Source organism: Psychrobacter sp. BI730, assembly GCF_013414195.1.
Taxonomy (GTDB): Bacteria; Pseudomonadota; Gammaproteobacteria; order Pseudomonadales; family Moraxellaceae; genus Psychrobacter.
On record NZ_JAATTV010000004.1, the window covers coordinates 68,944 to 82,126 of the forward strand.

Consider the following 13,183-nt stretch of genomic DNA (forward strand, 5'->3'; position numbering starts at 1 on the left):
TTAAAAAAATGTAGCAATATCGATATATTAGCAGCCGATTTATTAACAGTCGATTTGGTAAAAACATTTTGGTGTAAACATTAAGGACGACGATATGACTGATAGCAATACGGACAACAATACTAACTATGACAATGGTCTCAAGGTACGCACTGAGGTGATGGGTGAGCAGCATGTCAAACGCTCGCTTGATGCTGCCACAGGATTTACCCAACCGCTGCAAGACTGGATTATCGAACACGCTTGGGGCAGCACTTGGCAAGATGACTCAGTATTACCACGCAAGTATCGCTCATTAATCACTATTGCCTTTTTAATTGCTCAAAAAAGCCCAAACGAGTTGAAAGGACATATACGCGGTGCCATTAACAATGGGGCCAGTGTTGCTGAGATTAGAGAAGTGCTCATGCATAGCTTGCCGTACTGCGGTGCACCTGCTACTCAAGAAGCGTTTCGCGCTGCCATAGATATACTGAATGAGTTGGAAATCGATATAGATATTTAAAACTATGGTCGTCCGAGCAATCATAGTAATCTTAACAATATTGTTTAAAAATTGACGACCAAATTTCTGCTATAATATCTGCACTCATAAAACATTCTGATAATTCCATAAACCCTTATAATATAAAGGGTTAAGAGATAACTCCATTATGACAACTGCCGTACAAACACATGTACCTGCTGCTAAGGCCAAACCAAAAAAAGCCATCCAAGGCGAAAAGCTACGTGGCTATGACAAAGTTGCCCGTATCCCAATTAAGGTGATCCCGACTGTCGAGGCAAAGAAAAAGCCTGATTGGATTCGGGTAAAAATGTCCTCGCCTGCTGAAGTCGCTCGTATCAAAGCAACCTTGCGTGAGCAAAAGCTTTATACCGTCTGTGAAGAAGCAGCCTGCCCTAACCTGCCACAGTGCTTCGCTGATGGTACAGCCACCTTTATGATCATGGGTGATATCTGTACGCGTCGCTGCCCGTTCTGTGATGTAGGTCATGGTCGTCCTAATGAGCTAGACAAGGATGAGCCGCGTCATACCGCTGAGACCATTCAAGGTCTACAACTTAAGTATGCCGTAATCACCTCTGTCGATCGCGATGATCTAAAAGACGGCGGTGCGGGACATTTTGTGGAAGTGCTAAACGAGTCAAGAGCACTTAGCCCAAACTGCTTGATTGAAATCCTAGTACCAGATTTCCGTGGCCGTATGGATATTGCATTGGATTTATTGACAGAGACTGCACCAGATGTGTTTAACCACAATATCGAAACGGTGCCACGTCTATACAAAGCTTTCCGTCCGGGTTCTGATTATCAGCATTCGCTAGATTTGCTTAAGATTTATAAAGAGCGTCGTCCTGATATCGCCACCAAGTGCGGCTTTATGGTTGGTCTTGGTGAGACAGAAGAAGAGATCTATGCGCTACTTGATGATCTAAAAGCGCATGACGTGGATATGATCACGATTGGTCAGTATCTACAGCCTAGTAAAAACCACGCCCCTGTTGATCGTTATGTCCATCCAGATGAGTTCCAACGCTATATGGACTACGGCAAAAAAATCGGCTTCTTTAGCATTTGGGCAGGCCCAATGGTACGCTCAAGCTACTTTGCAGATCGTCAGTACTACGGCGAAGACTGCCCAGCACCTATCCGTAGCAAAAAAGCGCTAGAAGCTGAAGGCAAACTTGGCTGCTAATTTAGCAATCAAGTGAGATGAAAGTAATTGTGAACAGCAGTCGCTAAAACATTTCTTAAGAATATTAAAAAGGGTGAATAACAAATTTGTTATTCACCCTTTTTTTGAGCTTTGTTAGATTTAAGAATGATTAAACCTAACGCTTTACACGGTTAAAGTTGGCGTCGGCTTTCCAGCTGTTTTTATATTGAATGCAGCAATACCAAGGACGATCACACCACCTGCGATACCAGTCGTAATCTCAGGATAAATCAATAATAAAGCGCCAATAGCTAAGATGAAACGAGTCACCGTATTCATACCACCTCTGAAATACCCTTCAAGTGCCGAGCTCAGCGCAATAACACCCGTCACCGAAGTCACTACCACTGTAATGATATCTACAATAGGTGGCAGCGGAAAATCTTTTGCCGTAACTGCTAGGCCAGTTGGATCTATCATCAACATCGTTGGATTATAAATAAACATAAACGGCACGATGAATCCTGCGAGGGCAAGTTTGAGGGACAAGAACCCTGTCTTCATCGGATCACCACCGGATATACCTGCACCCGCAAAGGCTGCGAGACACACAGGCGGTGTAATATTGGCAAAGATACCAAAATAGAAAACAAACATGTGCGCTGACAAGATTGGAATATCAAAACCGGCCAATGCTGGTGCAGCCATGGTCGCCGTAATGATATAGGCAGGAATAGATGGTAATCCCATGCCCAAGACCATTGATGCCAACATCGTTAAGATAAGCGTAAAGAATAATGATCCTGCACCTAACGTGACGATAGATGACGTCATCACCGTACCAAAACTGGTCAGACTCACCACCCCAATGATAATACCAACGACCGCACAAGCAGCCATAACCGCTAGCGACTGGCGCGCACCATCTTCCAATGCACCCAGAATATCAGAAAAGCTCATGCGCGTTTCGGCACGTAGCATACTGATCACAACGGTAAAACCAATGGTATAAGCTGCTGCATATCCCACAGGTACGTTTCTGATCAATAAGAAAATCAAAAAGACAATTGGTAATAGCATATGACCGCGGGCTTTCAATACTTCTTTGACCGCTGGTAGATTTTCTTTAGCAATACCTTTTAGATCACGACGTCCAGCACGGAAATGCACCTGCGCAATGACGCCTAAATAGTACAATATCGCTGGCAATAATGCTGCTAAAGCAATCGTGCTATACGGCAAGCCTGTGGTCTCCGCCATAATAAAGGCACTGGCACCCATAATCGGTGGCAAAATCTGTCCACCGACCGAAGCACTGGCTTCAACTGCACCTGCGAAATCTTTGTGATAGCCGACTTTTTTCATCAATGGAATGGTAAAGGCACCCGTACTAACCACATTTGATAAAGCTGAGCCATTGATACTACCCATAAAGCCACTAGAGATGACTGCTACTTTTGCAGGCCCGCCCTTCTTATGACCAGCGATGGCCAATGCCAAATCATTAAACAACTGCCCCATTCCCGAACGGGCTAAGAATGCACCGAAGAGAATGAATAAGAAGATAAAGGTGACCGATGCACCAATCGCAACAGAGTACAAACCTTCTGTTTTTAAGAATAATTGACCAAAGATATCACCCATATCATAAGGACGAGTCAGTAGCCTATCGGGCATAAAATCTAAATGACTGACAAATGGATAGGCCAAAAATATGCCTGCCAAGATTGGCAAAATCCAACCAGTGATACGGCGGCTGCCTTCTAGTACGCAGACTACCGTAATCAAGGAAAATATCACATCGACCTGATTGGCCATGCCGCCACGCGAGGTCACGATATCTTGATATTCATAGATGAGATAGCCCATACCGGATAGAGACAGGGCAAACCAAATCCAGTCATACCATGCCACTCGCTTGCGACTGCTTTTTTTGCTGGCTGGAAAAATTAGGAATATCAATGCAAAACCAACACCCACGTGTACAGAGCGCTGTAACAGTGCTGGCATTGGATTAAAAGTAATATATAAATGAAACAGTGAATAGAGTATACAAATGCCAGCAATAAAATATTTTACTGGTCCTTGAGTGATATGACGCGTGATTGACTCTCGGTCATATTTTTCCAATACTGCTCGGTTGACCGCATCCGCCTCAGCATCGTTATCAACTTGAGCATCTGGCATGGTAGTCACACTACCTTGATCCGTCACTTGGGAGTTCATGACAAAAGTCCTTTTTAAATCTATCAATTAAATCATACGTCTTAGGCATGATCACCACTTCAGAATAGTCTGGCACCCACTGGTGAATCAAGAAACGATGACCACCATAATCCATTTCACCTTTGGTCAGTCTAGATACGACCCAATTAAGGCGAGGCAGTTTTTCGTTGATTTGATAACCCAGATAGCCAGGCTTTTGTATAGGAGCGAGCATTTCGGTGGAGGGTGTCCCCGCACCGAACGCTTCAAAATAGGTCGTGGTCAGTAACAGCTCCGCACCTTCTGTACTGCTGCCGTCTATGCGTTGATACTGCTCTTCCCACCACTGTTTTTCTACAGAATGTATCCAACGTAGCTGAAAGTCAGGCTCCGTGAAATAGCAGACCTTATCATCAGCACCGTCTACGCCTGCGACTCGCACTTCAACGACAGACTGAAGCGTAGAGCCTAACCATAGCGTAAAAAAAACCAGCGCTGCAATAAATGCCGCGCCAGTTGATAACCATAATGAATTACTTGGCTGCTTGTTCGTCATAGTACTTTTTAGCTCCAGGATGGATTGGGGCTACCATGCCATCACGAGCGGTTTCTAGACTGATATCATTGGCCGCTTGGTGAGCTGTTTTTAGACCATCTAAATTATCAAATAATGCTTTGGTTAGTTTATAACCATCCGCTTCAGACAGATCAGAGCTAACCAATAGTGCATTCATAATTGCTGCAGTTGGTACGGCTGTTTCGTTGCCATAAGTGCCAGCAGGAATCTCAAAGGTTTTGAAGTAAGGCTTGGTCGCGATGATTTCTTTTAGCTTGTCTTGATTGATAGTGACAATCTGTAAATCTAAACCTTGCTCTAACTCCATCAAAGATGAGTTTGGTAGGCCACTACTAAAGAATGCCGCTTCGATCTTACCTGCTTTCATACCATCAGCAGCTTCAGCAAAGCCTAGATAATCAACGGTGACATCATCATATGTGATACCAAACCCTTCAAGTAAAGTACGAGCATTCACTTCTGTACCAGAACCTTGATCGCCTACAGCAATACGCTTGCCTCGTAAATCTTCAATGTTTTTGATACCAGATTTTTTCGAGGTCACGATTTGCACCACATTAGGGTACAAAACAGCAATCTGCTGAATGTTGGTGATTGGCTGCTCAAAGTTGTTTTTACCTTCGACAGCATCCGTCACCACGTCACTTAGTGCCAAGACCATGTCGACCTTGCCTTGGGTTAATAGATTGACGTTTTCAACCGATGCGCCAGTGGTTTGAGTTTTTGAGTTTACACCAAAAGTTTTGACATAGACTTCAGACAATGAAGTACCAATGATGTTGTAAGGGCCAGATGCACCGCCAGTAGCGATGGTCAAAAACTTAGTATCAAGCTTATCTGCTGCAGTATCCGTTGCCGCGCTATCTGCAGATGCAGTATCACTGCCCTCTGAGCTTGGAGATGAGCATGCGGTTAGACCTAGCGCAGCACTCAACATAGCTGACAAAAGTAATGGGGATTTTAAAGAATTAAGCATTGAATTCATCCTTGAAGTAATCGGTTTTATACGTTTAACAATATCCGTATTTATACATAAATACGTTACAGACGAGTAATAATATAGTAATTCTGTCAATAAATAAACCTTAGCTTACTTTCTATTTTTCTTTCAATACCTTATATTTAAAGCTATTAGAGAAAATATAGGTCATTCATCAATTGTACTAATATATATATGTATGTTTTGCTATGCGAAACAAAGTTTCATTTAATAAATATTAAAACAAAAATTGTCGCTATTGTAAACCTTTATCGATATCTGAAAAATATTGTCATATCGCATTATTTCTTAGGAATCTTTAGATATAGCAAATTAATGAGAATTCTCTATTTATAACTATCTCAATTTATAACTATAAGGACAAAAGTTCTGCTATATTTTATCTGAGCTATTTTTTGGTTCAGGATATTACATGGCACTAGTCTGTGTCTCTCTTTTATTAACCCATTCGGATAGTCCTTATGACCATACCTCACACGGAAGTACTAGCAACATTATCTGCTGATATTGCTATCATCGGTGGCAGCGGTCTCTACCAAATGTCATCACTGACCAACAAACGCAGTGTGACGATACAGACGCCTTATGGCAGTCCATCTGATGATATTGTCTTAGGTGAGCTTGAGGGAGTGACCGTTGCTTTTTTGACGAGGCATGGTCAGGGACATAGACTGACGCCGTCCGAAGTACCTTATCGAGCCAATATCTATGCGCTAAAAACGCTTGGGGTACGCTATATCGTCTCCGTATCAGCAGTTGGCTCATTGCAAGCGCATCTTAAGCCATTAGATATGGTCGTGCCTGATCAAATGATTGATATGACCAAGCAGCGAGTGAGTACGTTCTTCGGTGAAGGTGCCGTCGCCCATGTGTCGATGGCAGACCCACTATGCCCTGCCCTAGCAGAACTCTTGACGCGCGCTTATGACAAAGCGGATATTACAGAAGGCACTAGTCACCCACAGGCGACTTATGTCTGTATCGAAGGGCCTCAATTCTCAACTCGGGCAGAGTCAGAATGGTATCGTCAGATGCAGGCAGATGTTATTGGCATGACCAATATGCCAGAAGCCAAATTGGCACGTGAAGCCAGTATTGCTTATGCCACGTTAGCTCTGGTGACAGATTTCGACTGTTGGCATCCAACGGAAGAAGCCGTCAGTGCCGACTATGCGATAAAGAACCTAATGAAAAATGCGGACAATGCTCAAAAAGTGATACAGAAAGCCGTGGCTTTGATTGCTGCTGAACTACCTGATTCAATCGCCCATAATGCTCTTGCACAAGCATTGGTCACACCTATAGATGCGATGGACGAACATACCAAGATCAGACTGGCCGCCTTGCTAACGTAATCTTGATACTTATTTTCCATCTTAAACTGACTACTGCTAATCGGTCTAATTTTAATCGTGCTGTTTCCCATTGAATCAAAAAAGGCCATTATCTAAAATAATGGCCTTTTTTATAATTAAGCATGTATATTTAAATTTATGCTAAATACACCACTTTAATGTTAGCAACAACCACCTGCACCAGATGCCAGCATCATAGGTTGATTAAATGGCATTAATTCACCGCAACCTGCAAAAATACCGTAGTGGCGACTGTCATCACCGATAAACTCAAAATGCGGCGCAAAGCGCGATTCTTGCAGCATTCGAAACGTATTGCCACATACTGGGAATACCCGACCAGCTTCGATAGCATGATGTTTATCTAAATCAAACCGATGCGGGGACTGCTCGATAGAGCCTTTATATATCACCGCTTGTCCGTGATCTTCGCAAGCATCCTCAAGCGAGTCGATTTTAAATAAGCGGTAAGTTGCAGAGAAAAACTGAATATCACCGATTTTAGCCGCCAAAGCAGGATCTGTAATCTCAAGTGGGCGATCTTCAACCAAACGTATGTCTAAGAATCCTGCATCTCGTGACAAACGGTTAAAATCCTTCCAATACAATGCGCCGCTCAAACACTCTCCATATAAGACTGGGTCATCGATCAGATGTTGCGGGATACGGCGATCAGCATAGACATCAGAAAAATAAAACTCTCCACCAGGTTTCAGTAAGCGCTGCACACTGGCCATGACCGCAGCTTTATCTGGTGATAGATTGATAACGCAGTTTGAGACGATAATATCAAAGCTATTAGCCTCAAGGTCTAGTTCATCTAGTTTCTCGATATAGCCATGCAAAAATGTCACATTATCATAACCAAACTTATCGACATGATAGGCTTGATGCTGTCTGGCCACGGCTAGCTGCTCATCAGTCATATCCACACCGACTACGTGCCCACTCTCGCCCACCAGTTGCGCTAATGCATAGACATCTCGGCCTGAGCCACTGCCCAAATCTAAAATTCGACAGCCTTCAAGCAGTGCTGGACACACCAGACCACAGCCGTAATAGCGATTCAATACTTCATCATGAATATTTGCGAGTAATGGCTTGAGCCACTCAGGCATATTGCTGATATCACAACAAGCCGAGGTCTTTAGATCATTGGTACCCTGTAACTCTTTTCCATAGTAATTTTGCACGACGTCATGCATAACAATATCCTTATTGAATGTGCCATCCAGTTAAAATTCTTAGTGAATCATCTTAGAATATGCAACTACATTAGTGAGTTTATCAACCTAGTTGTCACTTATCGGTTATCAGTAGTTATCCACTTTGATATTGAGTTAAAAGTCTGGCCAGCCTGACGGTAAATGCTTTAGATCTTTAGGCTCATCAATATCATGTAAAGGGTCGAATAGTGCCAGTGTCCAGCCTAATGCCGCCATGCGTTGCTTGGTGACAGCAGCAACACTAGGCGTACTCCAAACAATGTCCGAAAACATGCTGTCATTAACTTGTTTAAATCCTAACAACACATACCCACCATCAGTCGCTGGAAGCATGACCGCATCGTGTTGATCTAGCTGCTGTACCGCTGTCTGAATACGTGCTGTCGTAAGACTAGGGCAATCCGTACCAATTAATACAACCTTGTCAAAACGTTGCAATGCGAGCTGACTGGCTATCAACATACGCAAACCCAAATCACCGTCGGCCTGCGCAGACCAACGTAATGAGTCAGGCAAATCAAGCGCCTGCCAACATGGATCTATTGGTGCTGGACTCACACATAGCTCAACAGCAAAGCCCGTATCAACGGCATGCTCAATACTATGCAATAATAGTTGCCTTGCCATACGTGCAGCGCCATCTACCCCTAGCGCTGGCTGCAAACGGGTTTTTGCCTTGTTGCGTGCTGGATATTTTGCAAACAGAATGATGCAGGTATCTTGCTGTCTTGCAGATGAATCAGCTGTCACTATAACGGTCTCTCAATTAGTCAAATGTACAAGGACGAACTCTTTCTTCTGTTGTCTATCATGTTTATAAATCAAACAATCTCACTACTTATGGTAGCGTTGCTTTAAAACTTTAGGCGATACACCGCGCCAATAATCAAAGCGTAAATGCCACATCAAGAAAATCGTCCGCCATGTGCCATGCTGCTGCCAACGCCGCGCTGAGGTCGTGACTTTGCTTTTTAGACAAGCTGGTCGAGAAATTTTCTTTAGCCGTTTACACAGTTCTATATCTTCCATCAGTGGCTGATCAGGATAGCCACCAATCTGCTCGAACAAAGACTTTTTGATAAATATTGCTTGATCACCAGTGGCTATATCCATTAAGCGCGAGCGTTGATTTATCATTAATCCGACGATGTTTAACAATGGCTCATGACTATCTAAACGCACATTAAAACGTCCCCAATCGTACTGAGCTACTGCCTGCTGAACGTTATCTATCGCGTCAGCTGGCAGCTCGGTATCAGCATGTAAAAATAGCAGTACATCACCTGTTGCCAACATAGCGCCCGCATTCATTTGCTGAGCGCGTCCTATGGTAGAGTCGATAACATGCCAATCAATGATTGATTGAGCAGTCTCTATACTTTTGAGCATCTCTTTGGCGACAGTAACTGAACCATCCACTGAACCACCATCGACCAATATCACTTGCTGCGGTGCCGGAGCGAGACTGACAATCTGAGCCATAAGCTCAGGCAAGTTATCCGCTTCATTTAATATCGGAATGATGATGGAAAGTTTCAATGGATATACCGTCACGTTAATCAGCGAGCAAGATTAAAAACTGGCTTATTTTTTATTCAAATTCCAGTTGTAATCGTTATAGCTTATTTTTATCTTGCCTTGTTTGAGATCCGCTGTCTGAGCTTTACTCAATCCTAGTGACGAGCTATAACGACCTAGAAACCCTGCTAAATCTTTTGTGCCGCGCCAGTTGGTTGCAAAATCCTCTTTATACCATTTAAAAATTGGTGATACTTTAAGCGTATCGCCTTTGAGACTGTTGCGGCTACTGTCTGCTAAAAACTTAGACGTTGCCTGCTCTAACTGACTGTCTAAACGCTTGCCAGTAAAGGCATCATCTTGCAGTGCAGGGCAACCAATACTGGCACAATTGACCGCAAAGTGAATGCGCGGATCGTTGTAGCGTTTAGAACCACGAATCAGGTTATGCTCGATATCATCAAGTGAGCGCGTCTTACCAAGTAGCGAAACAAACTCTTGCTTCCATGGTGACCCAAACAGTCCGCCAATATCTTTGATAGATTTGACGTTTGGATATTTCGTCAATACCAAATCTACCGTACCAGCGTTATAAACGTTGATTAAAAATGCCAACTGCTCATTTTTACTCCAACGATTAAACTCTGATTGAGATACCTTGCTCGTCGCTTCTAGATAGCTTGTCAGCTTACTTTGATCTGCTTTCATACCAGCATAATTGACTACTGAAGCTTTGCCACCGTTGGTCATGGTCACATGCTTATTTAATAAGCTATCCCAGCTCTGATGGTTGAAGTCAGCATGAGCAGCCACGCTTGCTAATAAAATAGTCGTGGCAATCACTGGTTGGGCGAAAAACGTCTTCGCAGCAAAGTTAAATACTGACATAGGACTTACTCCGTTTACACTGATTGTTTTTTACCTAAATTTTTATGTATGCTAAAAGCACTTATGTTTAAAGTGCTTAGGCTTAAAGAATCTATGTTTAAAGTGCTTATATTGAAAGTGCTTATATTAAAATCACTTGCATTAGAACGGCTAAGGCATGTCCACTAGCACTGGCTCTACTGTCTCTTCTTCTAACGCGCCACCACAACTACTGCCTTGTCCTGCTGTACAGCCATAACAGTGGTCAGCAATGGCGATGTCATCACCAGAAGGGTTTTGCGTTAACAAATCACTTAGGTGTCGCCGTGACTTGTTGGGGACAGGTATCTCTAACTGCTGATTGAAATCACAATCAAACAGCTCACCCAACCAGTTGACACTAATGGTCGAACGGCACATGACCTCAGCTAAATTGGCAGCCATATAATTGGCTTTGAGCAAATCCATATACGGGTGGAACTGGTTTTTTGCCAATAGCACCGCCCCAAAACGCTGAATGGGCATATTTGTTAGGGCAAATAAATGATTAAACTCAATATCAAAGTGCGCTTTTAACTCACGCTTATAGTCTGCTTCAAGCTGTTGTTGATTAGGCGGTAGCGTCGCGCCTTGCGGATTGAAAACCAAGTTTAATGTCAAATCTGAACTAGGCTTGCCATACCCCAACTGATTGAGCTTTTGCAATCCCAATATACTGTCATCAAACGCACCTTTACCCCGCTGCTTATCGACATTTTCTAGGGAATAGCAAGGCAAAGAAGCCACCACTTCCACTTGATTGTCTGCTAAAAACTGCGCCATATCCTCATAACCCTCTTCCATCAGAATGGTCAGATTACAGCGGTCTATTACTTTGACACCTAATGCCCGAGCGGCATTGACCAAATACTTAAAATCCTCATGCATCTCAGGCGCACCGCCCGTCAAATCAAGCGTATCGATGTTTTGTGCTTGTAATACCTTCGGTATCAGCTCAACCAACTCACGTGACATCATCTCGGTACGATAAGGGCTTGCAGCCACATGACAGTGCACGCAGGACATATTACATAAGTAGCCCATATTGACTTGCAATATCGTCAATTGACGTCGTTTTATCGCTGGAAAATCAGTATGCTCAAGTAACTCGATAGTTGATTTCATGGTGGTCTAAAATCCTGTTAGCAGTACAACTAAAAAAGGATAGCAACGTGACATTAAAGATTAGAAAACACAGATAGCGCATTGCTTTTACTGTTTATTTATAAGGTTTACAACGTAAAACCTTATTGCTCACTTTACGGTTTATCTAATCAATCATACCTGATTATCAATAAGCATTGACAACTAATCATATGGATTTTATGGTTTATTCTAAATGAGCATTAACCTTCGTTAGTTCTTATCAGCTTCGTCAATTCTTATTAACTTCGATAAAACGCTTATCGATATACTTCTTGAGATGCCATACCCAGCGGCCTTGTAGATTTACATTACCCCAACTACCAATGGCGTATTTATCGCCGCAAGACAGTAGATATAGCGTGCGTGATTTTGGCTGATAACTCTTCATTACGCTCTCTTGTAGATAAGCCAACAAATTATCGGCTTCGACAGCACCGCCATGCACTGAGTGAACCCCCGAATGCGCCACGTATTTATCGATTCGTGTCGCCACATCACCAACCGCAAACACATTAGAATGAGAGACGCTCTGTTGCTTATCGTTTACCGCGACAAACCCATCACCTTCTATCTCCAAATCCGTAGAAGCCGTCCATGCCGAGCCTATGACGCCAGTCGCAGCGATGACAGCATTTATGGGCAATGATTTATGGGTGGTCGATAATTTACCGTCACGATAATCGGTCGCTCGTTCTCGAATTATCGTAATGCCATGACGATGTAACTGCTTAATGACCCGTTGTCGAAAGCCTGAATTAAACCCTGACAATAGATTCTCACCGCATACTAATGTCACCTGATGATTACGATTGATGTTCCGTAGCGCGACTTGAGCGGCCATCACCAACTCTATTGCCGCAGCGCCTGCCCCAATAATAGCCAATTGATACCTTTCAGATGACTGGGCATCCTTCAAAATCCGCTGCCATTGGGTGATAAATGTTGATAACGGTCGTATGGCAATCACGTCAGTATTAGCATGGGCATTAACAGCGCCAACATCAACATCACTGTCGCTTCTGTGATCATTGTGATTGTATAGCCAACGCATGTCTGTATCTGCGCCCGTATTTAGAGACAAGACATCGTAGTTAAAAACCGTTTGTTCATCTCCTTTCGTAACCACCTTGTTTGACACTGCATTTACTTGCACAAGTGACTGCTGCACGAATCGCACGCCTGCTCGCATACAAAGCGATTTGATATCGATACTGATATCATGCAATTGATAATGCCCTGCCATCCAACCCGGTAACATGCCAGAATAGATGGTTTGCGGTTGCTCACTAATTAAGTGAATGTCTGTATCTGTCGTATCGGTATTCTTCAAACGCGCTGTGCTAAGTCGGCGTAACATGCCAATGTGAGCGTGACCTGCGCCTGCCAATAGTAGTGTCTTTTTCGATGGAAATTTTGTCATAGATGATTTTATCAAGGCGGTTGGTTGCTGTTAGTGTTTGATCGAATGTTGATTAATATAAATGACTTTAAAAACTCATTTAAAAGTATCATATAAATAAGACCAGTCTGTTGCGGATGAACAGTAAGAGCGTAAATGGCTTATGTGGTTTATACAGACTCAGCGATAGTCA

General features: G+C 43.2%; 12 protein-coding genes. 3 read left to right on the forward strand and 9 right to left on the reverse strand.

Annotated features, from left to right (window positions below; genetic code table 11):
• Positions 1-94: 94 nt before the first annotated feature.
• Positions 95-505: a carboxymuconolactone decarboxylase family protein gene (locus HCZ91_RS03845; protein WP_179798307.1), complete on the forward strand. Its 411-nt coding sequence runs from the start codon at positions 95-97 to the stop codon at positions 503-505.
• Positions 506-653: 148 nt separating this feature from the next.
• Positions 654-1,697 (forward strand): lipoyl synthase, encoded by a 1,044-nt coding sequence (lipA, locus tag HCZ91_RS03850; protein WP_057760861.1) that lies wholly within the window; start codon positions 654-656, stop codon positions 1,695-1,697.
• 144 nt (positions 1,698-1,841) lie between these two features.
• On the opposite strand, the gene HCZ91_RS03855 is transcribed toward lipA, so the two are convergent.
• The 3 genes from HCZ91_RS03855 to HCZ91_RS03865 are packed head-to-tail and all read right to left on the reverse strand — an operon-like array spanning position 1,842 to position 5,416.
• The gene (locus tag HCZ91_RS03855; RefSeq protein WP_102092388.1) at positions 1,842-3,845 is read right to left on the reverse strand and encodes a TRAP transporter permease; all 2,004 of its coding nucleotides are present in this window, start codon (positions 3,843-3,845) and stop codon (positions 1,842-1,844) included.
• 10 nt (positions 3,846-3,855) lie between these two features.
• Positions 3,856-4,419 carry a DUF1850 domain-containing protein gene (locus HCZ91_RS03860; protein ID WP_102092890.1) on the reverse strand — a complete coding sequence of 188 codons (564 nt, stop codon included), beginning with the start codon at positions 4,417-4,419 and terminating at the stop codon, positions 3,856-3,858.
• Positions 4,397-5,416 carry a TAXI family TRAP transporter solute-binding subunit gene (locus HCZ91_RS03865; RefSeq protein WP_057760864.1) on the reverse strand — a complete coding sequence of 340 codons (1,020 nt, stop codon included), beginning with the start codon at positions 5,414-5,416 and terminating at the stop codon, positions 4,397-4,399. Before HCZ91_RS03865 ends, HCZ91_RS03860 begins: the two co-directional genes overlap by 23 nt.
• A 485-nt stretch (positions 5,417-5,901) precedes the next feature.
• Between HCZ91_RS03865 and mtnP the strand changes: the two genes are divergently transcribed.
• A complete protein-coding gene (gene mtnP / locus HCZ91_RS03870; RefSeq protein ID WP_179798309.1) occupies positions 5,902-6,795 on the forward strand; it encodes an S-methyl-5'-thioadenosine phosphorylase in 894 nt (297 codons plus the stop codon).
• Between the two features lie 161 nt (positions 6,796-6,956).
• Here the strand turns inward: mtnP and HCZ91_RS03875 are convergent, their stop codons facing one another.
• The 6 genes from HCZ91_RS03875 to HCZ91_RS03900 form a co-directional block, all read right to left on the reverse strand.
• Complete coding sequence (locus HCZ91_RS03875) at positions 6,957-8,000, reverse strand: methyltransferase domain-containing protein (protein ID WP_179798311.1); 1,044 nt, start codon at positions 7,998-8,000, stop codon at positions 6,957-6,959.
• A 135-nt stretch (positions 8,001-8,135) separates the two neighbouring features.
• Positions 8,136-8,771, reverse strand: a complete 636-nt coding sequence (locus HCZ91_RS03880) for a TIGR04282 family arsenosugar biosynthesis glycosyltransferase (RefSeq protein WP_179798313.1) — start codon at positions 8,769-8,771, stop codon at positions 8,136-8,138.
• An 84-nt stretch (positions 8,772-8,855) separates the two neighbouring features.
• Entirely contained in the window at positions 8,856-9,560 is a 705-nt protein-coding gene (locus HCZ91_RS03885) for a TIGR04283 family arsenosugar biosynthesis glycosyltransferase (protein WP_257019963.1), read from the reverse strand.
• Between the two features lie 45 nt (positions 9,561-9,605).
• Positions 9,606-10,427: a DUF547 domain-containing protein gene (locus HCZ91_RS03890; RefSeq protein ID WP_179798317.1), complete on the reverse strand. Its 822-nt coding sequence runs from the start codon at positions 10,425-10,427 to the stop codon at positions 9,606-9,608.
• Positions 10,428-10,577: 150 nt separating this feature from the next.
• Positions 10,578-11,570, reverse strand: coding sequence for an arsenosugar biosynthesis radical SAM (seleno)protein ArsS (arsS, locus tag HCZ91_RS03895; RefSeq protein WP_179798319.1), 993 nt, complete (start codon positions 11,568-11,570; stop codon positions 10,578-10,580).
• Between the two features lie 250 nt (positions 11,571-11,820).
• Entirely contained in the window at positions 11,821-13,011 is a 1,191-nt protein-coding gene (locus HCZ91_RS03900; protein WP_179798321.1) for an FAD-dependent oxidoreductase, read from the reverse strand.
• Positions 13,012-13,183: the final 172 nt, after the last annotated feature.